Origin of the sequence: Pseudomonas botevensis (genome assembly GCF_019145475.1) — a bacterium.
Classification (GTDB): Bacteria; Pseudomonadota; Gammaproteobacteria; order Pseudomonadales; family Pseudomonadaceae; genus Aquipseudomonas; species Aquipseudomonas botevensis.
This window is the reverse complement of sequence record NZ_JAHTKI010000005.1, coordinates 271,152-297,156: the sequence shown is the minus strand read 5'-3', so window position 1 is coordinate 297,156 and position 26,005 is coordinate 271,152. Positions and strand designations below refer to the sequence as shown.

The window sequence follows — 26,005 nt, the reverse complement described above, 5'->3', positions numbered from 1 at the left end:
CCTGAATCTGCCGTCAACCGTTAATTTCACTTTTCTATCACGACCAGTAAAAAGCCCTCTTCTTTATAGACGCGCCGACAATGAATGCGCAGTATATTGCCCATTCCAAAACACAATCTCTCGACACCCTTTCGGATGACACCGCCCCATGAATGACCAACCCCGCAGCCTTGCCTCAATCCTGTTTCCGGTTGGCCTGCTATTAATAGCCATGGCATCCATTCAGTCTGGAGCGTCCCTGGCCAAAAGCATGTTCCCCGTGGTCGGCGCCCAAGGGACAACAACACTGCGCCTGGTATTTGCCAGTGTGATCATGCTGATATTGCTGCGCCCGTGGCGAGCCAAGCTGACGGCCAGGTCATTACGTACAGTGATCGTCTACGGAATGGCGCTGGGGGGCATGAACTTCCTCTTCTATATGTCACTGCAAACTATCCCGCTCGGGATTGCCGTCGCGCTGGAGTTCACCGGTCCCCTCGCCGTTGCCATTTATTCTTCCCGCCGTGCCATCGACTTTCTCTGGATTGCACTGGCTGCCGTCGGTCTTCTGTTATTGATACCGACAGGAGCAACGACTGCCGGCCTCGACCTCACAGGTGCCAGCTATGCACTGGGCGCTGGAGTTTGCTGGGCACTTTATATTCTGTTCGGCCAGAAGGCCGGTGCCGACAACGGCGTAACGACAGCGGCGCTGGGCGTCATGATCGCGGCGCTCTTCGTTGCGCCCATAGGTATCTTCCATGCCGGCGCAGCGCTGCTGACCCCCGCGTTGATTCCGGTCGCCATTGGCGTCGCCATTCTTTCCACCGCCCTGCCCTACACCCTGGAAATGGTCGCTCTCACTCGCATGCCAACCCGCACCTTCGGCACGTTGATGAGTATCGAGCCGGCAATCGGCGCACTGTCAGGTTTGTTGTTCCTGCAGGAATACCTTTCCTTGTCACAATGGATGGCGATCCTGTGCATTATCCTTGCCTCGGTTGGTGCCACCCTGACCATGAGTGGGGCTGCGAAGCCCGCCATTGCGGCGGATTGAGAAGGGATTTGACGAAGGTCTGGCAATTGGCGTTCATTTAGGCCATGTTTAGCCTCGTAACCCAGTGCCAGGCATGGATTTTTTCGGATAGGGATAGTCAGTACGCCAAAGCGCGAGCGAATACAGGCAGACCCGAGCGTCAGACTCGAGGCCGCCATAAGGACTGTAATGAAACGAATTTTGGTATTGATCGCCATACTGGCAGTCACAGGGTGTGCGGCGACGTCGAAAACCCAAGTGAAGCATGGCAAGAAAGGGCTGCACATCAACTGCTCGGGGCTCTCATCCTCCTGGGACAAGTGCTACACCAGCGCCGCCAATTCCTGCGCCCCAAAAGGCTATAAGGTCATTGCCAAATCAGGCGATGCCGTGGAAGAACCTGGCGATTATCCGTTCGGTCTGAACCCCGCCGGTTACACCAGTCGCAGCATGATCGTCATCTGCAAGTAGCCCGGCACCGCAACCACTCGCGCCCTCGCTGACGCTCGATATATTGCGACAGAATTGCCCAGGCAAGGCTGTCGCTCTTGAATGTCCTCGCCCAACTTTTCCGAACGCGGAAAATCCATAACGTCTTCTGCCAACGCCTCCGACAATCCCGTCTCCCTTCACAGGCGGACTCCGGCTGCTTCAAGACAGGGCTTCAATCGATCACATTCCCGCCACTCCAATCCATTGCCTTGACGCTGGTGAAATCCTGACATAACGTTCGTTCACTTAACGATCATTCACCAAAGGGATTACCCATGAATAACAAGAAGGTCGTATTGGTTGTTGGTGCTGGCGATGCTACGGGTGGCGCCATCGCCCGGCGCTTTGCCAGGGAGGAATTCATCACCTGCGTCACGCGGCGCAGTGGCGATAAATTGCAGCCGCTGGTCGATTCGATTCAGGCCGACGGCGGGCAAGCCCACGGATTCGCTTGCGATGCCCGCAAGGAAGAAGACGTGGTGGCCCTGATCGAAGACATCGAAACCCGTCTCGGGCCAATTGAAGCGTTCGTCTTCAACATCGGCGCCAACGTGCCTTGCAGCATCCTCGAAGAAACTGCACGCAAGTATTTCAAGATCTGGGAAATGGCCTGCTTCTCCGGTTTTCTCAATGCACGGGAAGTCGCCAAGCGCATGGTCACCCGCAAGCGCGGCACCATCCTGTTCACCGGAGCCACCGCCGGACTGCGCGGCGCTGCCGGTTTCGCCGCTTTTGCCGGCGCCAAGCACGGTATCCGCGCGCTGGCGCAAAGCATGGCCAGAGAGCTTGGCCCGATGAACATCCATGTCGCGCACATCGTGGTTGACGGTGCCATCGATACCGACTTCATCCGCGACAACTTCCCCGACAAGTATGCAACCAAGGATCAGGATGGCATCCTCGACCCGAAGCACATCGCCGAAAACTACTGGTATCTGCACAGCCAGCCACGGGACGCCTGGACCTTCGAGCTGGATCTGCGCCCATGGAACGAACGCTGGTAATGTCCCCCGAATAACAAGAACAGAGTGCTGCATACATGAGCAAAACCGTGGAGTTCTACTTCGACGTCGGCAGCCCGGCCTCTTATCTGGCCTACACCCAACTGCCAAAAATCTGCGCCGACACCGGCGCCCGGCTGATCTACATGCCGATGCTGCTCGGTGGGGTGTTCAAAGCTACCGGCAACGCCTCACCGGCGATGATTCCGGCCAAGGGACGCTACATGTTTCAGGATCTCGACCGCTACGCGAAACGCTATGGCGTCCCACTGAAGTTCAACCCGCATTTTCCGATCAACACCCTGATATTGATGCGCGCCATCACCGGCATGCAGTTACACCACCCGGATCGTTTCCTGGCGTTCACCGACTGCCTGTTCGATGCGCTGTGGGTCGACGGTCGCAGCCTGGACGAACCGGCGACAGTGGCGACGGTGCTGAGCGAGCACGGCTTCAATCCCGATGAAGTGCTTGCCCTGAGCAACGATGAAACCGTCAAGACCGCGCTCAAGGAAAATACCGAAACCGCCGTTAAACGCGGCGTTTTCGGTGCTCCGAGCATGTTCATCGATAACCAGTTGTTCTTCGGTCAGGATCGACTCGACTTCGTTGAAGAGGCTCTGCGTTAGATCTCGACAACCACCCGGCCCTGAGCTGCCTTGCTCTTGAGCAGCTCATGGGCCTGCCCGGCGGTTTCCAGCGTGAACCGACGCGGGTCAAGCAGCGGTCGCAAGCGTCCGGCTTCGATCAGGGCCGCCGCCTGACGCAAAATCTCGCCGTGCTGCTCGCAGCCCTTGCCGGTCAACAATGGCAACAACGTAAACACCCCCGAATAGGTCGCCGCCCGAAACGACAACGGCGCCAGGCTGTGTTGTCCCCACCCCAGACAACTGATCACATGCCCGCCGTACAGCCGCGCGGCTTTAAACGAAGCGTCCAGCGTCTCGCCCCCGACCGTGTCATAAACGATGTCGAATCCCTCCCCCGCCGTGAACCTGTCGACATAGTCCTCAACTGGCGTCTCCCGATAATCAATGAACGTTGCGCCGCCCGCCTCGATGATCGAGCGCTGCCCGGCAGAGCCTGTCGCAAACACCTGCGCACCGAATGCCTGGGCCAGTTGCACCGCCACCTGTCCAACCCCACCCGCACCACCTTGAATCAGGACCTTTTGCCCGGCACCGACGCGAGCCCGATCCACCAATCCCTCCCATGCGGTAATCAGCACCAGTGGCAGGCTCGCCGCCGCTCGCATGTCGAGATTGGCAGGCTTACGCGCCAGCAACCGCGCATCGACCACTGCATATTCGGCCAGTGAGCCTTGCTTGCCGGCGATTCCGGTCGCCAATGCGTACACCTCATCGCCTGCCCTCCAGCCCTCCACACCTTCACCCAACACCTCGACCACACCCGCCAGATCCAGCCCCAGCACCGCCGGCAACGGTTGCCGGGCATGGGCGGCCTGCCCCGCGCGGATCTTGATATCCAACGGATTCACGCCACTGGCCTTGATCCGCACCAGTACCTGACCCGGCCCTGGAACAGGACGTTGAAGAGAAACCAAGCGTAATGGGCCGTCGGGTGTGTCGACCATCAGCGCAAGCATGTTCAGTGAGTCAGTCATTTCGGCAAATCCTGTCAGAGAGAGTGAAGCCATCTTCCTGCAGTCGAACCATGCCGATAAGACGCCGAATAGCTATAGTCCTCATGCTTATCTGGAATGAATGAGGCGCTTCGTGGACACACTCAACGCAATGACAATCTTCGTCCGGGTGGTCGAGCGTGGCAGTTTTTCGGCGGTGGCCCGGGAGCTGCAAACCACCCAGCCGACCATCAGCAAAGTGCTGCGTGCGCTCGAAGCCAGATTGGGCGGCAAGCTGATTGCCCGCAGTACGCGCAAGCTGTCGCTGACCGACGAAGGTCAGCGGTACTACAACGAATGCCGAAATATCCTCGCGGCCGTGGATGCCGCCGAGCTGAGTTTCCAATCCGGCCGGGAGACCGTCGCCGGTTCCCTGCGCATTGGTTCCTCAGTCAGTTTCGGACGCATGCAGATCGCGCCAAGACTGCCGGGATTTCTGGCGCGCTATCCGCAAGTGCAGATCGATCTGCAATTGAGCGACCAGAATCAGGAGTTGGTGAGCGAAGGCCTGGACGTCAGCCTGCGTATCGGCGAGTTGAATGACAGCGGCCTGATTGCCCGGCACATTGGCGTCACCCATCGGATCACGGTCGCCGCACCGGCCTACCTGAAGACTCACGGCCAGCCGCAACAGCCACAGGATCTGCGTCGCCATAACTGCCTGCAATTCAATCTGTTGAACACCCAGAACCTGTGGACGTACGAACGTGACGGACAGGTCGAGGAAGTGCGCATCCAGGGCAACGCACAAAGCAACAATTCCGAGGCGATCCGCGAAATGGTGCTGGGGGGATTGGGTATCGCGCTGTCGCCGGTGTGGCTGTTCAGCGAGGACATAAAGGCGGGACGCGTGATCGCGCTATTGCAGGATTACCAGACGCAATCGCTGCCGATACACGCGGTTTCCCCGGCGAACCGTCGTCAGTCCGCCAGGGTCAACGCGTTTGTCGACTACATGACTCAGGCGCTGAACGCAGCGCCCGAGTTGTCGCCGATCAGATAGCGGCCGTGCGGGTGATCAGCCACTCCAGCGCTGCGCCGTCGAGCAACGGGCTCAGGCGTTCGCGCACTTCGGCGTGATAGCCGTTGAACCACACTTTCTCTTCCTGGGTCAGCAGCGACGCTTCCAGGCAGCGAGTGTCGATCGGGCACAGGGTCAGGGTTTCGAACTTGAGGAACTCACCAAACTCGCTGCTGCCGGCCTCGCGGTTCATGGCCAGGTTTTCGATGCGCACACCCCAGCGACCCGGACGATAGGTGCCCGGCTCGATGGACGTGATCATGCCCGGTTGCATCGCGGTTTGCGGTGCAGGTGCCGCCTGATAGGCGATCACTTGCGGACCTTCGTGAACGTTAAGGAAGTAGCCGACGCCGTGGCCGGTGCCATGGCCGTAGTCCACGCTCTCGGCCCAGATCGGCGCACGGGCGATGGCGTCGAGCAGCGGCGACAGAATGCCTTTCGGAAACTGCGCCCGCGACAGCGCGATCACGCCTTTCAATACGCGGGTGCAATCACGTTTCTGTTCCGCCGTCGGCGTGCCGACCGGCACCATCCGGGTGATGTCAGTGGTGCCGCCCAGGTACTGGCCGCCCGAGTCGATCAGCAGCAGACCATCACCCTCGATGACCGCATGCTCTTCCTCGGTAGCGTGATAGTGCGGCATCGCGCCGTTGGCGTTGAACGCGGCGATGGTGTTGAAACTCAACGACACATAATCCGGACGACGCTCCCGGGCAGCGGTGAGTTTCTCGTCGATGGTCAGTTCGGTGATGCGCTCATGACCCCAGGCCGACTCCAGCCAGGCGAAGAACTCGCAAAGCGCCGCGCCGTCCTGCTCCATCGCCTGACGGATGTGCTCGGCGTCGGCCAGGCTCTTTTGCGATTTGGCCAGCGTCGTCGGGTTCAGCCCCTCGACCAGTTTCACGTCACCGTCGAGGTTATCCAGCAGGCCGCTGGTAACCCGCGCCGGATCCACCAGCAAGCTCGTGCCCGCCGGCACCGCGCGCAGGGCCTCGGCCACTTCGCTGTAATCACGCAGGGTCACGCCGTCCTGTTCCAGCACTGCGCGCAGTTGCGCATCAACCTTGCTCAAAGCGACAAACAGCGTGGCCTGTTGCTGGTTGATCAGGGCGAAGGAAACGAACACCGGGTTGAACGACACGTCGCCGCCGCGCAGGTTGAACAGCCAGGCGATGTCGTCGAGGGTGGCGATGAAATGCCAGTCCGCGCCGCGCTCTTGCAGGGTTTCCCGCAGCTTGGCGAGTTTCTCGCCACGGCTGACGGTGGCCTGGGGCGGCAGGTGTTGATAGATCGGCGCATTCGGCAGGGCCGGGCGATCGCTCCAGACTTCATTCAGCAGGTCGATGTCGGTACGCAGGCGAGCGCCACGCGCTTCGAGCTTGCTGCCCAACGTTCGCGCCGAAGCCACGGCCATCACAGCGCCATCAACGGCCACCACGCCCCCTTCAGGGGTCTGCTCGGCCAGCCAGTCCAGCGGGCTCGGTTGCCCCGGCTGCAGCTTCACCAGTTCGATGCCGCTGCCCTTGAGTTCCTTGGTCGCCTGCTCCCAGTAACGGCTGTCGGCCCAGACCCCGGCGAAATCGGTCGTGACAATCAAAGTACCGACCGAGCCGTGGAAACCCGACAGCCATTGCCGTCCCTGCCAGTAACCCGGCAGGTATTCCGACAGGTGCGGGTCGGCGGACGGCACCAACAACGCATGAATGCCTTCGCGGCGCATCAGTTCACGGGTCTGCGCCAGGCGCTGGGGAACCGATCCTTCGGTCAAAGTCTGGGTACTCATGATGTCTCCTGCTAACCACTTCATCGTTATTGTTCGGTGCCGATCACGTTCGGCGCTGTTTATAAGCCTGTCGCCCAGAATGCCGGAGCGCTGGCGCAGGCGGTCTTGATCAATTGCACAGCCTGTTCGATGTCCTCGGCGCTGGTGAAACGACCGAGGCTCAGGCGGATGGTACGACCCGCCAGGCGTGCGTCATGCCCCAGTGCCAGCAGGACATGGGACGGCGTATTGCTCGCGGAATTGCAGGCCGATGTCGCGGAAAACGCGATGGAATGGCTCAGCGCCGCCGGATTGAATTCACCTTCGCTGAAGGTCAGGCTCAAGGTGTGCGGGATGCGCTGATCGGCGCTGCCATTGAGGTGCACGCCAGGCAAGCTCAGCAGTTGTTCCAGCAACCGCGAACGCAACTCGACGATGCTGTTTTTTTCCTCGTCGAACACCGCTGCCGCCAGGGCAAACGCCGCGCCCATGGCCGCGATCTGATGGGTCGCCAGCGTGCCGGAACGCAAGCCGCCCTCGTGACCGCCACCGTGAATCTGCGCCTGCAAACGCTGCTGCGCGCGCGGGCCGACATACAGTGCGCCGATGCCTTTGGGACCGTAGAGTTTGTGCGCCGAGAACGACATCAGGTCCACCGGCCATTGCGCCAGGTCGATCGCGACCTTGCCGGCGCCCTGCGCCGCATCGACGTGGAACAGCGCGCCACGGCTGCGCACCACTTCGCCGATGGCCGGGATGTCGTTGACCGTGCCGAGCTCGTTGTTGACCAGCATCAGCGACACCAGGAAGGTGTCATCGCGCATCGCCTCGCTGACCGCCTGCGCGGTGATCAGCCCGTCGGCGTCCGGCACCAGATAGGTCACGGCGGTGCCTGCATCCTGCAATTGCCGGGCGGTATCGAGGATGGCTTTGTGTTCGATCTGGCTGGTGATGATGTGGCCGCCGGACACGCCGCGCGCCTGGGCCACGCCCTTGAGCGCGAGGTTGTTGGATTCGGTGGCGCCGGAGGTCCAGACGATCTGCCCGGGCTGTGCGCCGACCAGTTCGGCGACTTGCCGGCGGGCCTGCTCGACCGTTTGCCGGGCCTGCTGGCCGAACGCATGGGCGCTAGAAGCGGGGTTGCCGAAATTACCATCGAACCCCAGACACTCGACCATCACCTGGATGACCCGCTCGTCGACGGGTGTGGTGGCGGCGTAATCGAAATACAGCGGACGTTTGTTCATAAAAAAGACTCGCAGAGCGTGTTCCGGGATCAGGAGGCTCGTGTCTGCAAACGACACAGCGCAGCCTTGTGGGCCGCGCCGGGGTTCGGAGAGCGTCATCAATACCTGATCGGATGCCGTTAAAGAAGTAGGGCTTCATTTAAAAGTGCGTAGGAACGCTCCTGAACGCGACTTTAACAGGCATCGGCCCGGCGGTTGAAGCGATGCGTCAGCTAAAGCTTTCTAGCAGCAACGGATACAGCGAAATCACCAGCAGCGCCGCCATCCCCCAGTTGAACACCCGCAGCCAGCGCCGCTCTTTGAGCACATTGCGCAACAGCGTGCCGCACGCCGCCCAGACGCCGACGCTCGGCAGATTGATGAGGGCGAACACCGCCGCGATCACCACCACGTTGGTGAAATACCCCTGCATCGGCGTGTAGGTACTGATGGCGCCGATGGCCATGATCCACGCCTTGGGATTGACCCACTGGAACGCCGCCGCGCCCAGATAGCTGATCGGTCTGGCCTCGCTTTGCTGACTGTCGCTGACCGGTCCCGAGTGGGCGATTTTCCACGCCAGATACAACAGATACGCCGCGCCGACGTAGCGCAGCACCGTGTAGAGAATCGGGTAAGTCTGGAACACCGCGCCGAGACCGAAACCCACCGCCACCACCAGCACGAAGAAGCCGCAGGTAATGCCGAGCATATGGGGGATGGTGCGGTTAAAGCCGAAGTTCACCCCCGATGCCAGCAACATAGTGTTGTTGGGGCCCGGCGTAATCGAGGTGACAAGGGCAAACAGGGCAAAGCCCAACAGCAGATCGAGCGAGAGGTGCATGGGTGGCGGTCCGTCAGGTCATTCAGGTGTTGACCCTATCGCACACCGCCAGGCAAACCCACGGACAGTTGGGAGAAACTTCGACCGGTACAGTCGCCAGTCAGCTCGGACGACCGTGCAGCTGTACGGCACGTTCAGCGCTCATTTCACCCTGCTTGTCAAAACCGAACGTCTTCTGTGGCTGGCCGAGCAATTCGGCTTTTTTCGCGTGGTATTCCTCGAATGACAAGCCCCGACGATTCAGCGACTCAAGGGCCAGTTCGCGGGTTTCTTCCGCCGTGTAAGGGCGCAGTTCGGGGGAAACATGACTCGCACAACCGGCGAGTACGGAAACGGCGAGCATCAGGGAAACAGTCAGTAAACGATTCATGGGGAGCGTCCTGGCGAGCGGTGTTGGTCGATGGAGAAAGGCTACGCCGGGGCACGCGCGGGCAGAAATCAACGCTCTCAATAGTGGCTATCAGGATTGGCGCACACTTGCGCCACATATCTCAAAACGATCTATCAATATCAATTAACAATCTTTTACGGAATAACAGACAGCCTTTATAAAATCCTCATGCCGTTCGCAACTGTTGCTCCAGCAACTGTTGCGCTGACAACAGCGATTCAACAAAGCGGCCCGAATATCACAGCCGCGTGGTTGCGCCGAACGCCCAAAGCCCCGGAATGCGGGCCTTCCAGGAATTGGTACAGCGCTTGCTCTGGCCCGGTGACTACTCACTGCTCGCTGAGCAACTGTTGAAAAAGGAACTGAACATGTCGCGTCCATTGAAAGTCGTCGCCCTGTCCGGCGGCACCTGGCGTCCGTCCCGCACCTTGGTGCTGACCCAAGCCCTGCTGAGCGAACTGGCCGGGCACTTGCCGCTCGAGAGCCATCTGATCGAACTCGGCGACATCGCCCGTCCACTCGGCGCCGCCCTCTCCCGTCAGGAGCTGCCGGCAGAAATCGAAGCCGAACTGCAAGCCATCGAACAGGCCGATCTGCTGATCGTCGCGGCTCCGGTGTATCGCGGCTCCTACCCCGGCCTGCTCAAGCACCTGTTCGACCTGATCGACCTCAATGCGCTGATCGACACCCCGGTGCTGCTCGCGGCCACCGGTGGCAGCGAGCGCCATGCGCTGGTGCTCGATCACCAGTTGCGTCCGCTGTTCAGTTTCTTCCAGGCAGTGACCCTGCCGATCGGCGTGTACGCCACCGAAGCCGACTTCGCCGATTACCAGATCACCAGCGAGCCGCTCAAAGCGCGCATCCGTCTGGCCGCCGAGCGCGCCGCGCCACTGTTCGGCACACACATCAAACCTTTGCTGAAAATCGCCTGAGGAGCTGTTCATGGATGTTTTCTGGTTCCTGCCGACCCACGGCGACGGCCACTATCTGGGCACCACACAAGGCGCGCGCCCGGTCACCCTCAACTATCTGAAACAAGTGGCCCAGGCCGCCGACAGCCTTGGCTATCACGGCGTACTGATTCCCACCGGACGCTCCTGCGAAGACTCCTGGGTGATCGCTTCGGCGCTGGTGCCGCTAACCGAACGCCTGCGCTATCTGGTGGCGATCCGTCCGGGGATCATCTCGCCGACCGTTTCGGCGCGGATGGCCGCGACCCTCGATCGGCTGTCCAATGGCCGTCTGCTGATCAACGTCGTGACCGGCGGCGACCCGGACGAAAACCGTGGTGACGGCAGTTTCCTCAGTCACAGCGAGCGCTACGAAGTCACCGACGAATTCCTCAAGATCTGGCGCCGGGTGCTGCAAGGCGAAGCGGTGGATTTCGAGGGCAAACACCTGAAGGTGCAGAACGCCAAGGCGCTGTATCCGCCAGTGCAGAAACCCTACCCGCCGCTGTACTTCGGCGGTTCCTCCGACGCCGCCCATGACCTGGCCGCCGAGCAGGTCGACGTGTACCTGACGTGGGGCGAGCCACCGGCCGCCGTCGCCGAAAAACTGGCCGACGTGCGTGAACGCGCGGCGCGCCATGGACGCAAGGTGAAATTCGGTATCCGCCTGCATGTGATCGTGCGCGAAACCGCCGAAGAAGCCTGGAAAGCGGCGGACAAACTGATCGAACACATCAGCGACGAAACCATCGAGGCTGCGCAGAAATCCTTCTCGCGCTTCGATTCCGAAGGCCAGCGCCGCATGGCCGCCCTGCACGACGGGCGCCGCGACAACCTGGAAATCGCGCCCAACCTGTGGGCCGGTGTCGGCCTGGTGCGCGGCGGGGCCGGTACGGCGCTGGTCGGTGATCCGCAGCAAGTGGCGGCGCGGATCAAGGAGTACGCGGACCTCGGGATCGACAGCTTCATTTTCTCCGGTTACCCGCATCTGGAAGAGGCTTACCGCTTTGCCGAGCTGGTGTTCCCGCTGCTGCCCGAGCCTTACGCGAGCCTGGCCGGACGCGGCGTGACCAACCTGACGGGGCCGTTTGGCGAAATGATTGCCAACGATGTCCTGCCCGCCAAAGCCACGGCCTGACCCGTTCTCCCTGTGTGGGAGCCGGTTTGCTCCCACCGCCGGAACAGCGTCGACTGCAAAAGGAACACCGCGTGACCGCCAAACCGCAAAGCACCCCGATCTCTCCCTTGCAGACCGCCCGGCAACTGGCCGCCGAGTTTGCCCTGACCGCCGTCGAGCGCGATGAGCGCGGTGGTACGCCGAAAGCCGAGCGTGACGCCCTGCGCGACAGCGGCCTGCTGGCCCTGAGCATTCCCACCCGCTACGGCGGCCTCGGCGCACGCTGGAGCGAAACCCTGGAGATCGTGCGCGAGTTCGCCAAGGTCGACAGCTCGATCGCCCACGTCTTTGGCTTTCATCATCTGATGCTCGCCACCGTGCGCCTGTTTTCCCGTCCCGAACAATGGCAGCCGTGGTTCGAGCAGACCGCGCGGCAGAACTGGTTCTGGGGCAACGCCCTCAATCCGCTGGACACCCGCACCGTGGTCAAGGACCTGGGCGGCTGGCGCGAGTTCTCCGGCAAGAAAAGCTTCTGCTCCGGCGCCAGCGACTCGCAGATGCTGATCGCCTCGGCAGTGGACGAAAGCAACGGCGGCAAACTGTTGATCGCCGCGATCCCCAGCGGACGCAGCGGCATCACGCTGCACAACGACTGGAACAACATCGGTCAGCGCCAGACCGACAGCGGCAGCGCCACGTTCGAACGGGTACGTGTCGAAGAATCGGAATTGCTGCTCGATCCGGGTCCGCTGAGCACTCCGTTCGCCTGTTTGCGGCCATTGATCGCGCAACTGACGTTCACTCACATGTTTCTCGGGATCGCCGAAGGTGCCTTCGAAGAGGCGCGGCAATACACCCTCGGTGAAACCCGTGTGTGGCACAAATCCTCGGCCCGGGACGTGCGCGAAGACCCGTATGTGCTGGCCCACTACGGCGACTTCTGGGTTGCGCTGGAAGGCATTCGTCTGCTGGTTGAGCGCGCCGCCGGGCTGCTCGATGAGGCCTGGGCCAAAGGCCCGAACCTCAGCGCCGAGGAGCGCGGGCACCTGGCCACGGCAATCGCCACGGCCAAAGTCGCGGCCAGTCGTCAGGGCCTGGAATTGTGCAGCCGGCTGTTCGACGTCACCGGCGCCCGCGCGACCCACGCGTCCCTGCGCCTGGACCGGCACTGGCGCAACCTGCGCACGCAAACCCTGCACGACCCGCTGGATTACAAACTCCATGAGCTGGGCGACTGGGCGCTGAATCAGTCCCTGCCCGTACCGACGTTCTATTCCTGATTTCCTTTCGTGGAGCGAGCCCCATGCAACTGCTGACCCTACCGCCTTCACCGGCCTTGGCCACATCGATCCGGGCCACTGCCCAGGTCTTCGAAGATCCGAAATCCCAGGCGTTGCTCGCGCATTTGCAACAGGTGGCACCGAGTGAAGCCAGCGTGCTGATTATCGGTGAGACCGGCACCGGCAAAGAGCTGGTGGCGCGGCATATCCATAACCTCAGCAACCGCCGCAACCGCCCGTTCATCGCGGTCAACTGCGGCGCATTCTCCGAATCGCTGGTGGAAGCAGAACTGTTCGGCCATGAAAAAGGCGCCTTCACCGGTGCCCTCAGCGCCAAGGCCGGCTGGTTCGAGGAAGCGGATGGCGGCACGCTGTTTCTCGATGAGATCGGCGATTTGCCGATGGCGATCCAGGTGAAACTGCTGCGGGTGTTGCAGGAGCGCGAAGTGGTGCGCCTCGGTTCGCGCAAGAGCATTCCCATCGATGTGCGGGTGCTGGCGGCGACCAACGTGCAACTGGAGAAAGCCATCAATGCCGGGCATTTCCGCGAGGATCTGTATTACCGGGTGAACGTGGTCAATCTGGATCTGAGTCCGCTGCGCGAGCGCCCCGGCGACATCCTGCCGCTGACCCGGCACTTCATCGAAGCCTACAGCCAGCGCCTGGGTTATGGCCGCGTCACCATCAGCCCCGGTGCCGAACACAAGCTGCGTGGCTACGGTTGGCCGGGCAACATTCGCGAACTGGAAAACGTCATCCATCACACCCTGCTGATTTGCCGCAACGGGGTGATCGAGCGTGACGACCTGCGCCTGTCGAACCTGCGCATCGACCGTCCCGACGATCAGCAGACAACCGCCGACGACTCACCGGAAGCGCTGCTGGAACGGGCCTTCCATAAACTTTTCGAACAACAGGCCGGCGCACTGCACGAAAAGGTCGAGGACGCGCTGTTGCGTTCCGCCTATCGCTTTTGCCACTACAACCAGGTTCACACCGCCGCCCTGCTCGGCCTGAGCCGCAACGTCACCCGCACCCGCCTGATCAAGATCGGCGAGTTGGCGGTGAACAAGCGGCGCGCCACGGAAAACCTGCAAGGCGAGCGGCTGATCCAGTTGTCGATCTAGCCGACCAATTGGCAGTGCAAACCATCGTCGTGACTGCGGGCGATGCTGGACAGCACCTGGAATGAACCGAAGGTCACCGTTCGGGCCTGATGGGCGCGGATCAACTGCCAGAAATCCTGTTCGCCGCTTTCAAAACTCTGAAACGCCGCCTCCCCCGCCTCGCGGGACCGCCATTGCAGAAAGCTCAGCACCCGCCGGCCATCGTCGCTGGCCTGGACGCTGGCGCTGACAAAACCGGGATAACGCTGGGCGAGGTGTTCGGCCTGCACCGACAGGGCAGAAACCAGGGCCGGTTGCTGGCTGGGCTGGATCTCGAATTCGATCAGTTGGCTGAAGCTGCTGTTTTTCACGGGTGCTTGCATGACGTCCCCACTCGGTCAGGCGAATCTTGCGATTCGAAGGCCTGCAGGGTAAAACCTCGAGTTAACCAGAGGTCAAGGGGCAATTTGCAAATGATCAGCGCGGAAAATGTGCACAAGCAACTGACCGTCGGCGAAGTCGCGGCCCGCAGCGGCGTCGCGGTCACCGCTCTGCACTTCTATGAAGCCAAGGGTTTGATCAAGAGCCAGCGCAACGCCGGCAACCAGCGACGCTATCCACGGGAAGTGCTGCGGCGAGTGGCGTTGATCAAAGTAGCTCAACGGCTGGGCATTCCGCTGGCGGAGATTGGCGAGGCGCTCAAGCAGTTGCCGGACAACCGTGCGCCGACAGCGGCGGACTGGAAGGTGCTGTCGGAAAAGTGGAGTCGGGAACTGGATGAGCGGATCAGTCAATTGATGTTGTTGCGCGACCGGCTCAATGGCTGCATCGGCTGTGGCTGCCTGTCGATGGAGGCATGCCCGCTGCGCAATCAGGGCGATGTGCTGGGCGAGAAAGGGCCGGGGGCGCATTTTCTTGAGGCGGGTGCCGATCCGAAATAGCGGCGGGGCCTTCGCAGACAAGCCCGCTTCCACATTGAAAGGAGTTGCTGTTGTGGGAGTGGGCTTGCCCACGAAGGCGACCGAATGAGATCACCCAGGCAATTGCTCCCACAGGAAATCTGTGGGAGCAATTGTCTGGGCCATGCCTCTCCCGCGAAGGGGCCGCTCCGGTTGCCGCAGGAATCAGAACCCTGGCGCAATCTGCCCCTTGTAGCGAGTCAGGATGAACTGCCGCACCTCATCGGAGTTCAACGCCTTGGCCAGTTTCTGCACGCCCGGATCATTGATGTTGTCCGGCCGCGCCACGAGGAACTCGATGTACAGGCTCTTGCCCTTCTCGACGATCAACGCGCTGTTGGTGTTGATCCCGGCTTCCAGCGCGTAATTGGCGAACACGAACGCCAGATCCACCTGGCTCACCGAACGCGCCAGCAGCGCACCTTCCAGCTCACGGATTTTCAGGTGTCTGGGGCTTTCCACGATGTCGCGCTGGGTGGCGAGGGTGTTGCTCGGGTCCTTGAGCTTGATCAGCCCGGCCTCGTGCAACAGCACCAGGGCACGACCGGTGTTCACCGGATCGTTGGGAATCGACACGCTGGCGCCGTCCTTGAGCTCCGAGATGTTCTTGATTTTGGTCGAGTAGGCGCCGAACGGCTCGATGTGTACGCCGACCACCGGCACCAGATCGGTATGGCGGGTCTTGTTGAAGTCATCGAGAAACGGACGGTACTGGTAATAGTTGGCGTCGAGATTTTTCAGCGCCAGTTGCTGGTTGGGCTGAATGAAGTCGGTGAACACCTTGATGTCCAGATCCACGCCTTCCTTGGCCAGGGTCGGTTTGACGAACTCGAGGATTTCCGCGTGTGGCACCGGCGTGGCGCCGACGGTGAGTTTTTCGTTGGCGTGGGCGCCCATCGAGAGGATGGCGGCCAGTACGGCCAGGGTCTTTTTCATGTTGTGCTCCAAGGCAGATATCAATGGCCGTCGTGGGGTGGACGTGGGGCCTTGTGGTTGTTGAATGTTTTTTCAACGGCGGCTGTAGCGCACCACCAGACGGTCACCGGTCACTTGCAGGGCCTGCACCAGAATCAGCAGCAACACCACGGTGACCACCATCACGTCGGTCTGGAACCGTTGATAGCCGTAGCGGATCGCCAGATCGCCGAGTCCGCCGCCACCGATCACGCCGGCCATCGCCGTGTAATCCACCAGCACGATGGCCGTCACGGTCACCGCCGCCAGCAACCCGCCCCGGGCCTCCGGCAACAGCGTGTGGCGGATGATCTGCCAGCTGTTGGCGCCCATGGCCTGGGTCGCCTCGACCACGCCGCGATCGACTTCGCGCAGCGCGGTTTCCACCAGGCGCGCGAAGAACGGCGTGCAACCCACCACCAGCGGCGGAATGGTGCCCGGCACGCCCAGCGAAGTGCCGACCAGCAACGTGGTCAGCGGAATCAGCACGATCAGCAAAATGATGAACGGCAGCGAACGCAGCATGTTCACGATCACCGACAACACCCGATACACGCCGACCGCCTCATGCAACTGGCGTTTGCCGGTGAGAAACAGCAGCAGCCCCAGAGGCAATCCCAGAAGCACCGTGAACAGCAGCGCGGCGCCGAGCATGCTCAAGGTGTCGAGGCAGGCCCGGGCGATGTCGGCCCAGTAAATGTGCTTGAACCAGTCGGCCATGATCACGACCAGTCGTGGCGCGGCGGCTTGATGCCGTTGAGCAGCCAGTTGCCGACGACGTGGTACTTCCAGCGCACCGGGTCATGCAGGGTATGCACCCGGGCGTTGCGCCAGTGACGGTCGAAGTTGTGTTTTTTCAGGGTCGAGCGCGTGCCGCCGAGTTCGAACAGTTTGTTGCTGGCCTCGATGGCGATTTCCGTGGTCAGCACTTTCGCCTTGGCCACGGCCAGGGATGCGAGGGCGACATTGTCTTCATCCGGCGCCGGACGCGCGGCATCCAGCGCCCGGCCGGCCCGTTCGAGCAAGGCTTCGGCAGCCTCCAGCCGAATTTCCAGAGCGCCGATCTGAATGATCGTCAGCGGATCTTCGCTGGCCTTGTCCACCCCGGCATCGATCCATGGCCGGGCGAACTGACGGACGAATTCGACCGTATCGCGCAGCGCGGCCCGGGCGATGCCGGCGTCGATGGCGGCGGTGGTCAACTGAGCGAACGGCCCGGCCAGGGTCGGGCTTTCATAGGAGCGGTAAGTGGGGAACAGATTGAACGGCGCCACTTGCAGATTCTCCGCCAGCACCGTGCCGCTGGACGTGGTGCGCTGGCCGATGCTGTCCCAGTCATCGACGATCACCAGGCCCTGGGTGCCGCGCTCGACGAACGCCAGCTGGCCCTTCTGCTCCTCGTCCAGCGCCAGCACCGCCAGCCAGTGCGCGTAGAGCGAACCGGTGCAGTAACCCTTGCGCCCGTTGATGACGTAGCCGTCGCCATAACGGCGAATGGTCGCCTGAATGTCCTGCACGTTCTTGCCACCGGTTTCCGACAGCGCATTGGCGAAGCGATGGCCTTGCAGCGCCAGCTGGAAAAAGTGCGCCTGCTGCGCGGGGGTGCCTTGCAGGCGGATGTCTTCGAGCAGGCAATAGTGGTTTTGCGGGATTTGCCCGAGGGACGGATCGGCGGCGGAAATGATCGCGATCACCTGCGCCAGCACCGCGTAGGACACCTGCGCGCCGCCAAACTCTTTCGGCACGCTGATGCCCCACAGGCCGCTGTTGGAATACAGATCGACGATCTCGGCCGGCACTTCGCGGTTGCGGTCACGTTCGCCGGTGTGCTCCTGCAAAACGGCGGCGACCTGAACCGCCACGCGCAAGGCTTCGGCGTCGTCGGCGATCCGGTGGGCGGACGGCGGGTTGATCGGATAAACGGCAGATTCAGACATGCAAGACTCTCGGTATCGGTGTTGTACCCAGGTATTGCAGCTTCTGTGCCCGTCCTGTGAGCCCGCATACTTCCTGGCTTTCAGAGGATTTCCGAGTGATCCACGACGCCTGGAGCCGGGCATTCTGTTGCTTCACTGTCGATGGCTGAACAGTGCCAGGACTGCTCGTCGGGGAGTCGGTCGGGGCGGCACCAGAGGCCTATAGTTGACCGACCGGACATCTGGTCACGCCAGACCGTCCATCATCGTTTGCATAATAAAAAGCAGGGAGAACGTCATGAGCGTCAAACCCATTCCCGAGGGGTATCACAGCATTACCCCGTATCTCGGCATCCATAAGGCCGCCGAGGCCATCGACTTCTACAAGAAAGCCTTCGGTGCCACCGAAGTCATGCGCCTGGCCATGCCCGACGGCGGCATCGGCCACGCCGAGCTGCGCATCGGCGACTGCGCGATCATGCTCGGCTCGCCGTGCGACCAGGGACCGTTGAGCAACCCGGACAATAAAGTGTCGGTCGGCTTGCATCTGTACGTGACCGATGTCGATAAATCCTTCCAGCGCGCCCTCGACGCCGGGGCCACCACGGTGTCGGAGGTCAAGGATCAGTTTTATGGCGACCGCAGCGGGACGTTGAAGGATCCGTATGGGCACCTGTGGTTTCTTGCCACGCGCAAGGAGGATCTGACGCAGGAGCAGATCGAGCAGCGGGCGCGGGAGATGTTTCAGCAGGGTTGAGATTTTCAGGGTCTGAACGCGCGTATTCGCGGGCGAGCCCGCTCCCACAGTGGAATGCGTTGCTTTTGGGGGAGTGGGCTTGCCCGCGAAGGCGCCCGAACAGGCTGTGAACGTGATGGGTTCTACACACTTCATGAACAACCGCACCACACTTCACGCCTTGTCATGAACGCCGGGCGCTTTCAGGATGCAGCTCACTAGAACCCCCCTGAAAAAGGATCAGCCCGATGTTTGCCGGATTTCGCAAAGACCAGCGTCACGTCAACGGCGTGGACATCGCCTATCGCCTCGGCGGCAGCGGCCCGGGCCTGCTGCTGTTGCACGGGCACCCGCAGACTCACGTCATCTGGCACAAGATCGCCGGGCAACTGGCCGAACATTTCACCGTGGTCGCCGCTGACCTGCGCGGGTATGGCGACAGCGGCCGGCCGCCGGCGGATGAGCAGCACGGCAACTATTCGAAGCGTGAAATGGCCCGTGACGGCGTGGAATTGATGAAAGCCCTGGGCTTCGAACAGTTTTCGATCCTCGCCCACGACCGTGGCGCCCGGGTCGCCCATCGCCTGGCCCTCGACCATCCGGCGGAGGTACAGCGCATGGTGCTGCTGGACATCGCGCCGACCCTGGCGATGTACGCCCAGACCAACGAAGCCTTCGCCCGTGCCTACTGGCACTGGTTTTTCCTGATCCGCCCGGCACCACTGCCGGAAACCCTGATCGAGGCCGATCCCGAAGCCTACCTGCGCAGCGTGATGGGCAGCCGCAGCGCCGGGCTCAAGCCGTTCACCGACGAGGCATTCGGCGAGTACCTGCGCTGCCTCGAACGGCCGGGCAGCGCCCGGGGGATCTGCGAGGATTACCGCGCCAGCGCCGGCATCGATCTGGAACACGACCGCGCCGACATCGCGGCCAACCGTCATCTGACCCTGCCGCTGCTGGTACTGTGGGGCGCCGAAGGCACGGTCGGACGCTGTTTCGATCCGCTCAAGGAGTGGCGTCAGGTGGCCGGGGATGTGCGCGGCCAGGCGTTGCCTTCGGGGCATTACATTGCCGAGGAAGTGCCTGAGCTGTTGCTGGCCGAAGCGCTGCCCTTTTTGCGCTGATCCCGCACCGCTCCCCCAAAGGCAGTCGCGAAACATTTACTTTCATATCCTTTATCGGGATTTGCTTCGGTCATCCGTCTTATAGAGATGCGGGCCGGTCGCGTAGGCAAAAGCCACGACCGGCCCTTTCAGGACTCCTGCGCTGCGAAGCCCGTAGCCGCGAGCCCTTTCTCTGAATCAAGACGTTCAATCATGTCGAAGAAATCCCGCTCGAAACTGTGGTTCCTGGTGCATAGCTGGCTGGCATTGCCGATCTGGTTCTTTGTCCTGATCGTCTGCGTCACCGGCACCCTGGCGGTGGTCAGCCAGGAAATCGTCTGGCTGGCAAATCCGCAAACCCGCGCCAGCGCGCCATCGGACGATGCGCCGCGCCTGGGTTACGACCAGATCCTCACCGCGATCAGACAGGCCGAACCGCAACTGCTCGTCGACCGCATCAGTCGTCCCGACGAAGCTCACTTTGCGCTGGAGGTGGGCGTCAACCACCCCGACGGGCGCTCATCGACGATCTACGTCAACCCGTACACCGGAAAAATCCAGGGCACCGCGCCGGACTTCGATTTCAGCGCCTTCACCCGCGCGCTGCATGGCTGGTGGCTGGTGCCCTTCACCAACGGCTACAGCTGGGGCTGGTATCTGGTGTCGATCCTCGGTTTGCCGATGCTGGCCTCGCTGGTCACCGGGCTGGTGGTCTACAAGCGGTTCTGGAAAGGCTTCCTGCGCCCGACCCTGCGCCTGCGCCACGGCGCGCGGATCTTCTGGGGGGATTTCCATCGCCTGAGCGGCATCTGGTCGATCTGGTTCATTGCGGTGATTTCCATCACCGGTACCTGGTTCCTGATCCAGGCCCTGCTGGCGGATAACCACATTTCCATTTCCAGTGAGCCGATCATTCCGGCGATGACCCGCGAAAGCGTGCCGCTGTCGGCCGATGGCGCGCCACCGCCACGGGTCGGCCTGGATCGCGCCATCGAACTGGCGCAACAACGCATCCCCGGACTGGAGGCCAGTTCGCTGTTCCTGCCGGGCAACGCCTACAGCCACCTGAGCATCCGGGGGCGCGGCTGGTATCCACTGATGCTGCAGAGCGCCACCCTCAACCCGTACAGCGGTGAAGTGGCCGCCCTGCGGTTGCTTTCCGACCGCACCTCCCTGGAGTTCGTCACCGAGTCCATGCGTCCGCTGCACACCGGGGATTTCGGCGGGCTGTGGATCAAGCTGATCTGGTTCTTCTTCGGTCTGCTGCTGAGCATGATGGTCCTCAGCGGGCTGTTGATCTGGACCAAACGCACCGCGCTGGCCACCGCCAACGCCCTCAAGCGCGAAGACAAGAAAACCCGTGCCAGGGCACAACCGGTCATCAGCCGCGAGCCGTCGGAGGTCAACCCATGAGCAAATCTGCAATGGCGGTGCAACCGTCCCGGCTGAGTCAGCTCTGGCACAAATGGCGCTTTCACATCAACGTCCTGCTGTTGCTGATCCCGCTGGGCTTCATGCCCAAATACTTCTCCGACCAGGCGCTGTTTCGCGGCGACAGCGGTCTGGGCGAGCGCGAGATCGGCGAAGTCCAGGTCGGCCCCTGGAGCCTGCGTCTGGCGGAGTTTCGCAACCTGCCGCCACAGCCCGACGGTGCCGCCGGCTATCTGAAAGGCTTCAGCGCCGCCCTCTGCGATGCCTGTATCGAACCGGTCAAGGCCACCTACCTGCGCATCGGCAAGCCACGCAGTCTGCGCGCCGCCGGCTCGCTGTTCTTCGGCACGCCTTACAGCATGGGCACACAGTTGCCCGTCCCGGAAAAGACCAAAGCCGACGCCGAACTGTGGATCACCATGGAAGGCTGGGACGGCAGCATGCATCAGGCCTCGATTCCCCTGAGCCAGGCGTCCCCCGCGACGGTTGCCTGGCTGAACAAACAAGGAGCCAAACAATGAACCCTGCCCTGCGCCCTTCGCGCCTGAGCGCCGTATTGCTGGTGCTCTGCGCCGGTTTCAGCGCCAGCGCCCTGGCCCATAACCCGATGTGCGAATGCAAGGCGATCGACGCCGAACAGATCAAATGCACCGGCGGTTTCTCCGACGGCAGCGGCGCACCGGGGGTGACCCTCGATGTGATCGGCTACGACGAAACCATCCTCGTACCGGGCAAGCTCGGCGCCGATTCGACCCTGACCTTCAAGAAGCCCGGCGCCGAGTTCTACGTGCTGTTCGACGCCGGCCCCGGCCATGTGGTGGAAATCGACCAAGCGGACATCGAAGCGCCATGAGCACACCGACCACCCAAGTCGTCCGTCCGGCCGGTGCCGGTCATGAAACCCTCAATGTCCTGCTGCTGTGCCTGCTGATTCTCGCGGTCGCCGGCTCCGTGGTGGCCTGGCGCGGGGTGTCCCATGAGCCGGAGCCGGTGTCCAGCCATCAACTCGACGCCCGCCGCGACCTCAGCGCCGCCGAGCAAGGTATCTATGCCGACCTGCGGGTCACCCTCGACGAAATCCGCCTGCTGCGCGAAGAACAGCAAAACCTGCCGACCCCGCAGGACCTGGCCGATGAAGGCTTCGCACCGTTTGCCCAGGATGCCAGCTCGGTGAGCCGTGGCGCTCATGCCTGGCAGTTGCTCGCTCAAAGCGCTTATTTCGGCCAGAGCCAGGCCCCCGCCGTGGCCGGTTCGTTCGTGATGCGCCTGAGTGCCGATGCCAACGCCGGGCCGGACATCTGGCTCAACCGCAACGCCGACCTGAAAGCGCCTGCGGATCTGTCCGATGCCGCGCTGTCCGCCGCCGGCTGGAAACAGATCGTCGCGCAATACGATGCCGGGGTGACCCGCGAACATCGCCATTGATCCATCGCCCTCATTCGAGAGAAGACCGTTCGCCCATGTCCAACTCATCTCAACGCCGCTCCTTCCTGCGCCTGCTGCTGATCGGCCTGTGCGCATCCCTGCTCAGCCCGCTGGTCAGCGCCGATCCGGCCAAACGCCTGCGCATCGGCATCACCCTGCATCCGTATTACAGCTATGTGGCGAACATCGTCGGTGACAAGGCCGACGTGGTGCCGCTGATCCCCGCCGGTTTCAACCCGCATGCCTACGAGCCTCGCGCCGAAGACATCAAGCGCATCAGCGGCCTGGACGTGATCGTGCTCAACGGCGTCGGCCATGACGACTTCGCCGACCGCATGATCGCCGCCAGCGAAACGCCAGACATCAAGACCATCGAAGCCAACGAAAACGTGCCACTGCTGGCCGCCACCGGGGTCGCCGCGCGCGGGGCCGGCAAAGTGGTCAACCCGCACACGTTCCTGTCGATCAGCGCCTCGATTGCCCAGGTCAACAACATTGCCCGGGAACTGGGCAAGCTCGACCCGGACAACGCCAAGACCTACACCCAGAACGCCCGCGCCTACGGCAAACGCCTGCGGCAGATGCGCGCCGATGCGCTGGCCAAACTGACCCAGGCCCCCAACGCCGAACTGCGGGTCGCCACGGTCCATGCCGCCTACGACTACCTGCTGCGCGAATTCGGCCTGGAAGTGACCGCCGTGGTCGAACCGGCCCACGGCATCGAACCGAGCCCGAGCCAGTTGAAGAAAACCATCGACCAGTTGCGCGAACTGGACGTGAAAGTGATTTTCTCCGAGATGGACTTCCCGTCGACCTACGTCGACACCATCCAGCGCGAGTCCGGGGTCAAGCTGTACCCGCTGTCGCACATTTCCTACGGCGAATACACCGCCGACAAATACGAAAAGGAAATGACCGGCAACCTCAACACCGTCGTGCGGGCCATTCAGGAGTCGGGCGCATGACCTCCAAAGAAACCCTCGTCGTTCAGGATGCCGAGTCCCCCGTGGGAGCGGGCTTGCGCGCGAAGGCGCCTGCCCAGTCACCTGCCTTGCTGGATGTACCACCGCATTCGCGAGCAAGCCCGCTCCCACAAGGGCTGGGACCCACGCTGGATTTTGCGGAAGTCAGCCTGACCCTTGGCCGCACCACAATCCTCGACAAGGTTACCTTCCAGGTACAGCCCGGCAGCGTGCATGCGCTGGTCGGCCCCAACGGCGGCGGCAAGAGTTCGCTGATCAAGACGCTGCTCGGGCAGATGCCGCATCAGGGGCGACTCAGCCTAAAATGGCCGGGCGAACCCGGCACCATCGGTTATGTGCCGCAAGCACTGGAATTCGATCGCGGCCTGCCAATGACCGTCGACGATTTCATGGCCGCCATGTGCCAGCGCCGTCCGGCCTTCCTCGGCGTGAGCAAGCACTACGCCGGCGCCATCGGCGAAGCACTGGAGCGGGTCGGCATGCAGGACAAGCGCAAACGGCGCATGGGCGCGTTGTCCGGCGGCGAGCGCCAGCGGGTGTTGCTCGCCCAGGGCCTGATTCCGGCCCCGCAACTGCTGGTGCTGGACGAGCCGATGTCGGCCCTCGATGAAGCCGGAATCCAGGTGTTCGAACGCCTGCTCGGCGACTGGCGCGCGGCCGGCATCACCGTGCTGTGGATCGAGCATGACCTGGAGGCCGTCGGACGCCTGGCGAACCGCGTCACCGGCCTCAACCGCCGCGTGCTGTTCAATGCCACGCCACAACAAGCGCTGACCCCGGAACGTCTGCTGACCCTGTTCTCGACCCATCCACGGAGCGCTGTCTGATGAGTTATGAAGCCTTTCGCCTGATGGTCCAGGGCTGGGCCTCCTCCGGTTATCTGCCGGAAGCCCTGGCCTACGGTTTTGTGGTCAACGCGCTGCTCGCCGGTCTGTTGATCGGCCCGGTGCTCGGTGGTCTTGGCACGCTGGTGGTGGTCAAGCGCTTTGCATTCTTCTCCGAAGCCGTCGGCCACGCGGCGCTGACCGGCGTCGCCATCGGCATCCTGCTCGGCGAACCCTACACCGGGCCGTATGGCAGCCTGTTCGGCTACTGCCTGCTGTTCGGCATTCTGCTCAATTACCTGCGCAACCGCACCGGGCTGGCGCCGGACACGCTGATCGGGGTGTTCCTGTCGGTATCGCTGGCGCTGGGGGCGAGTCTGCTGCTGATCCTCGCCGGCAAGATCAACGTACACATTCTCGAGAACGTGCTGTTCGGCTCGGTACTGACGGTCAACGGCAACGATCTGGCGGTGCTGGCGATTGTCGGCTCCTTGGTGATGGCCCTGGCCCTGCCGCTGTACAACCGCATCATGCTCGCCAGTTTCAACCCGCAACTGGCGGCCGTGCGCGGGGTCGCGGTGAAGGCGCTGGATTACCTGTTCGTGATTCTGGTGACCCTGATCACCGTTGCGGCGGTGAAAGTCATCGGCGCCATTCTGGTCGGCGCCCTGCTGGTGATTCCGGCCGCCGCCGCCCGTTTGCTCAGCCAGTCGCTCAAGGGTTTCTTCTGGTGTGCGGTGCTGATCGCCACGGTCAGTACCCTGTGCGGGATTCTGGCGCCGATCGTCTTCGATCTGCCGATTCCGTCCGGCGCCGCGATCATCCTGGTCGCCGGTATCGCCTTCGCCCTCGCCGCCATTGCCCGGGGCGTCGTCCCCAGCCTGAAAGGGAATCTAGGATAAATGTCTTTTTCACTGCGCCAACTGACCCTGGCCATCGCCCTGTGCGGCATGGCCTCCACCCCGGTGCTGGCCGCCGAAACCGCGAAACCGCTGCATGTGCTGGCCTCGTTGCCGATCACCTACGGCCTGGGTGAAGTGCTGCTCAAGGGCACCACGGTCAACCTTGAACGCGCCGCCCCGGCGAGCCTGCCGGGCAGTCGGCAATCCGCTTACTTCACCGGTCGCGGCGCCCCGGCGCTGGGCAAACTGGCGAACGAGGCCGATGCGGTGATCGGCGTGCGCTCGCTGTGGGCCGATGATCCGCTGTACCCGATGGCCCGCCGCAGCAACATCCGCATCGTCGAAGTCGACGCTGCCCGCCCGGTGGACGGCGCCCTGCCGGGCATCGCCGTGCAGCCGGGGTTGAAGGTCGATGGCCTGAACAGCCAACCGTGGCTGGCGAGCAACAACATGGGGCGCATGGCCGATGTGATGGCGGCGGATCTGGTGCGCCTGGCGCCCCAGGACAAACCGAAGATCGAGGCCAACCTGGCGGCGCTGAAACAGCGTCTGCTGAAACTCAGCGCTGACAGCGAGGCTCGTCTGGCGAGCGCCGACAATCTGAGCGTGATGAGCCTGAGCGATCATTTCGGCTACCTGATCGGCAGCCTCAATCTGGAGCTGGCCGGCCAGGACCCGCGCCCGGATGCAGAGTGGACGCCGGAGGATCTGAAAAAACTGACGGCGACCCTCAAGGACAACGACGTGGCGCTGGTACTGCATCATCGCCAGCCCTCCGAGGCGGTGAAGGCGGCCATTGCCGAATCGGGCAGTCGCCTGCTGGTGTTGAGTACCGATGCCGAAGACCCGGTGGCGGAACTGGAAGGCAACGTGGATGTGCTGCTCAAGGGCTTGAGCGGCGCCTAGTTGCACCGCAATCCCGGGC

General features: G+C 62.5%; 29 protein-coding genes. 20 read left to right on the top strand and 9 right to left on the bottom strand.

Going from position 1 to position 26,005, the window contains the following annotated elements; all coding sequences use genetic code 11:
- The first annotated feature begins 148 nt into the window (after positions 1–148).
- The 4 genes from rhtA (at position 149) to KVQ74_RS09880 (ending at position 3,137) form a co-directional block, all read left to right on the top strand.
- Positions 149–1,036, top strand: coding sequence for a threonine/homoserine exporter RhtA (gene rhtA / locus KVQ74_RS09895; protein ID WP_217830881.1), 888 nt, complete (start codon positions 149–151; stop codon positions 1,034–1,036).
- Positions 1,037–1,204: 168 nt separating this feature from the next.
- Entirely contained in the window at positions 1,205–1,486 is a 282-nt protein-coding gene (locus tag KVQ74_RS09890; protein WP_217830880.1) for a hypothetical protein, read from the top strand.
- Between the two features lie 296 nt (positions 1,487–1,782).
- A complete protein-coding gene (locus KVQ74_RS09885; protein WP_217830879.1) occupies positions 1,783–2,511 on the top strand; it encodes an SDR family oxidoreductase in 729 nt (242 codons plus the stop codon).
- Positions 2,512–2,546: 35 nt separating this feature from the next.
- A complete protein-coding gene (locus tag KVQ74_RS09880) occupies positions 2,547–3,137 on the top strand; it encodes a 2-hydroxychromene-2-carboxylate isomerase (protein ID WP_217830878.1) in 591 nt (196 codons plus the stop codon).
- Here the strand turns inward: KVQ74_RS09880 and KVQ74_RS09875 are convergent.
- Entirely contained in the window at positions 3,134–4,132 is a 999-nt protein-coding gene (locus KVQ74_RS09875) for a zinc-dependent alcohol dehydrogenase family protein (protein WP_217830877.1), read from the bottom strand. The genes KVQ74_RS09880 and KVQ74_RS09875 overlap by 4 nt on opposite strands.
- A gap of 112 nt (positions 4,133–4,244) precedes the next feature.
- On the opposite strand from KVQ74_RS09875, the gene KVQ74_RS09870 reads away from it, so the two are divergent.
- Positions 4,245–5,153 (top strand): LysR family transcriptional regulator, encoded by a 909-nt coding sequence (locus KVQ74_RS09870; RefSeq protein ID WP_262148153.1) that lies wholly within the window; start codon positions 4,245–4,247, stop codon positions 5,151–5,153.
- On the opposite strand, the gene KVQ74_RS09865 is transcribed toward KVQ74_RS09870, so the two are convergent.
- The 4 genes from KVQ74_RS09865 to KVQ74_RS09850 form a co-directional block, all read right to left on the bottom strand.
- Entirely contained in the window at positions 5,146–6,954 is a 1,809-nt protein-coding gene (locus KVQ74_RS09865; protein ID WP_217830875.1) for an aminopeptidase P family protein, read from the bottom strand. The genes KVQ74_RS09870 and KVQ74_RS09865 overlap by 8 nt on opposite strands.
- A 59-nt stretch (positions 6,955–7,013) precedes the next feature.
- Entirely contained in the window at positions 7,014–8,180 is a 1,167-nt protein-coding gene (locus tag KVQ74_RS09860) for an aminotransferase class V-fold PLP-dependent enzyme (RefSeq protein ID WP_217830874.1), read from the bottom strand.
- Positions 8,181–8,388: 208 nt separating this feature from the next.
- Positions 8,389–9,003, bottom strand: coding sequence for a LysE family translocator (locus KVQ74_RS09855; protein WP_217830873.1), 615 nt, complete (start codon positions 9,001–9,003; stop codon positions 8,389–8,391).
- A gap of 100 nt (positions 9,004–9,103) precedes the next feature.
- Positions 9,104–9,373 carry a hypothetical protein gene (locus KVQ74_RS09850; protein ID WP_217830872.1) on the bottom strand — a complete coding sequence of 90 codons (270 nt, stop codon included), beginning with the start codon at positions 9,371–9,373 and terminating at the stop codon, positions 9,104–9,106.
- 389 nt (positions 9,374–9,762) lie between these two features.
- Here KVQ74_RS09850 and msuE point away from each other — a divergent pair, with 389 nt between their 5' ends.
- The 4 genes from msuE (at position 9,763) to KVQ74_RS09830 (ending at position 13,868) form a co-directional block, all read left to right on the top strand.
- Positions 9,763–10,326 (top strand): FMN reductase, encoded by a 564-nt coding sequence (gene msuE / locus KVQ74_RS09845; RefSeq protein WP_217830871.1) that lies wholly within the window; start codon positions 9,763–9,765, stop codon positions 10,324–10,326.
- A gap of 10 nt (positions 10,327–10,336) precedes the next feature.
- Positions 10,337–11,482, top strand: coding sequence for an FMNH2-dependent alkanesulfonate monooxygenase (gene ssuD / locus KVQ74_RS09840; RefSeq protein WP_217830870.1), 1,146 nt, complete (start codon positions 10,337–10,339; stop codon positions 11,480–11,482).
- Between the two features lie 71 nt (positions 11,483–11,553).
- On the top strand, positions 11,554–12,741 hold the full coding sequence (locus KVQ74_RS09835; protein ID WP_217830869.1) for an acyl-CoA dehydrogenase family protein: 1,188 nt from the start codon (positions 11,554–11,556) through the stop codon (positions 12,739–12,741).
- 23 nt (positions 12,742–12,764) lie between these two features.
- On the top strand, positions 12,765–13,868 hold the full coding sequence (locus KVQ74_RS09830; protein WP_217830868.1) for a sigma-54 interaction domain-containing protein: 1,104 nt from the start codon (positions 12,765–12,767) through the stop codon (positions 13,866–13,868).
- On the opposite strand, the gene KVQ74_RS09825 is transcribed toward KVQ74_RS09830, so the two are convergent.
- Entirely contained in the window at positions 13,865–14,230 is a 366-nt protein-coding gene (locus tag KVQ74_RS09825; protein ID WP_217830867.1) for an antibiotic biosynthesis monooxygenase, read from the bottom strand. The two genes, KVQ74_RS09830 and KVQ74_RS09825, sit on opposite strands and share 4 nt — an antisense overlap.
- A 90-nt stretch (positions 14,231–14,320) precedes the next feature.
- Here KVQ74_RS09825 and soxR point away from each other — a divergent pair, with 90 nt between their 5' ends.
- Positions 14,321–14,788, top strand: a complete 468-nt coding sequence (soxR, locus tag KVQ74_RS09820) for a redox-sensitive transcriptional activator SoxR (RefSeq protein WP_217830866.1) — start codon at positions 14,321–14,323, stop codon at positions 14,786–14,788.
- Between the two features lie 183 nt (positions 14,789–14,971).
- On the opposite strand, the gene KVQ74_RS09815 is transcribed toward soxR, so the two are convergent.
- The 3 genes from KVQ74_RS09815 to KVQ74_RS09805 form a co-directional block, all read right to left on the bottom strand.
- Positions 14,972–15,742, bottom strand: a complete 771-nt coding sequence (locus tag KVQ74_RS09815) for a MetQ/NlpA family ABC transporter substrate-binding protein (RefSeq protein WP_217830865.1) — start codon at positions 15,740–15,742, stop codon at positions 14,972–14,974.
- 72 nt (positions 15,743–15,814) lie between these two features.
- Positions 15,815–16,480 (bottom strand): methionine ABC transporter permease, encoded by a 666-nt coding sequence (locus KVQ74_RS09810; protein ID WP_217830864.1) that lies wholly within the window; start codon positions 16,478–16,480, stop codon positions 15,815–15,817.
- A gap of 2 nt (positions 16,481–16,482) precedes the next feature.
- Positions 16,483–17,697, bottom strand: coding sequence for an SfnB family sulfur acquisition oxidoreductase (locus KVQ74_RS09805; RefSeq protein ID WP_217830863.1), 1,215 nt, complete (start codon positions 17,695–17,697; stop codon positions 16,483–16,485).
- A gap of 277 nt (positions 17,698–17,974) precedes the next feature.
- Here KVQ74_RS09805 and KVQ74_RS09800 point away from each other — a divergent pair, with 277 nt between their 5' ends.
- From KVQ74_RS09800 to KVQ74_RS09755, 10 genes are all read left to right on the top strand, one after another.
- Complete coding sequence (locus tag KVQ74_RS09800) at positions 17,975–18,433, top strand: VOC family protein (RefSeq protein ID WP_217830862.1); 459 nt, start codon at positions 17,975–17,977, stop codon at positions 18,431–18,433.
- A 227-nt stretch (positions 18,434–18,660) separates the two neighbouring features.
- Positions 18,661–19,536, top strand: a complete 876-nt coding sequence (locus KVQ74_RS09795) for an alpha/beta fold hydrolase (protein ID WP_217830861.1) — start codon at positions 18,661–18,663, stop codon at positions 19,534–19,536.
- Between the two features lie 192 nt (positions 19,537–19,728).
- Positions 19,729–20,928 (top strand): PepSY-associated TM helix domain-containing protein, encoded by a 1,200-nt coding sequence (locus KVQ74_RS09790; RefSeq protein ID WP_217830860.1) that lies wholly within the window; start codon positions 19,729–19,731, stop codon positions 20,926–20,928.
- Complete coding sequence (locus tag KVQ74_RS09785; protein WP_217830859.1) at positions 20,925–21,467, top strand: thiamine pyrophosphate-binding protein; 543 nt, start codon at positions 20,925–20,927, stop codon at positions 21,465–21,467. The genes KVQ74_RS09790 and KVQ74_RS09785 overlap by 4 nt, the downstream gene beginning before the upstream one ends.
- A complete protein-coding gene (locus KVQ74_RS09780) occupies positions 21,464–21,799 on the top strand; it encodes a hypothetical protein (protein WP_217830858.1) in 336 nt (111 codons plus the stop codon). The genes KVQ74_RS09785 and KVQ74_RS09780 overlap by 4 nt, the downstream gene beginning before the upstream one ends.
- Positions 21,796–22,371: a DUF6162 family protein gene (locus KVQ74_RS09775; protein WP_217830857.1), complete on the top strand. Its 576-nt coding sequence runs from the start codon at positions 21,796–21,798 to the stop codon at positions 22,369–22,371. The genes KVQ74_RS09780 and KVQ74_RS09775 overlap by 4 nt, the downstream gene beginning before the upstream one ends.
- Before the next feature lie 35 nt (positions 22,372–22,406).
- On the top strand, positions 22,407–23,336 hold the full coding sequence (locus KVQ74_RS09770; protein ID WP_217830856.1) for a metal ABC transporter substrate-binding protein: 930 nt from the start codon (positions 22,407–22,409) through the stop codon (positions 23,334–23,336).
- Positions 23,333–24,181 carry a metal ABC transporter ATP-binding protein gene (locus tag KVQ74_RS09765; RefSeq protein WP_225929924.1) on the top strand — a complete coding sequence of 283 codons (849 nt, stop codon included), beginning with the start codon at positions 23,333–23,335 and terminating at the stop codon, positions 24,179–24,181. Before KVQ74_RS09770 ends, KVQ74_RS09765 begins: the two co-directional genes overlap by 4 nt.
- Complete coding sequence (locus KVQ74_RS09760) at positions 24,181–25,080, top strand: metal ABC transporter permease (protein WP_217830855.1); 900 nt, start codon at positions 24,181–24,183, stop codon at positions 25,078–25,080. The genes KVQ74_RS09765 and KVQ74_RS09760 overlap by 1 nt, the downstream gene beginning before the upstream one ends.
- A complete protein-coding gene (locus tag KVQ74_RS09755; protein WP_217830854.1) occupies positions 25,081–25,986 on the top strand; it encodes a metal ABC transporter substrate-binding protein in 906 nt (301 codons plus the stop codon).
- Positions 25,987–26,005: the final 19 nt, after the last annotated feature.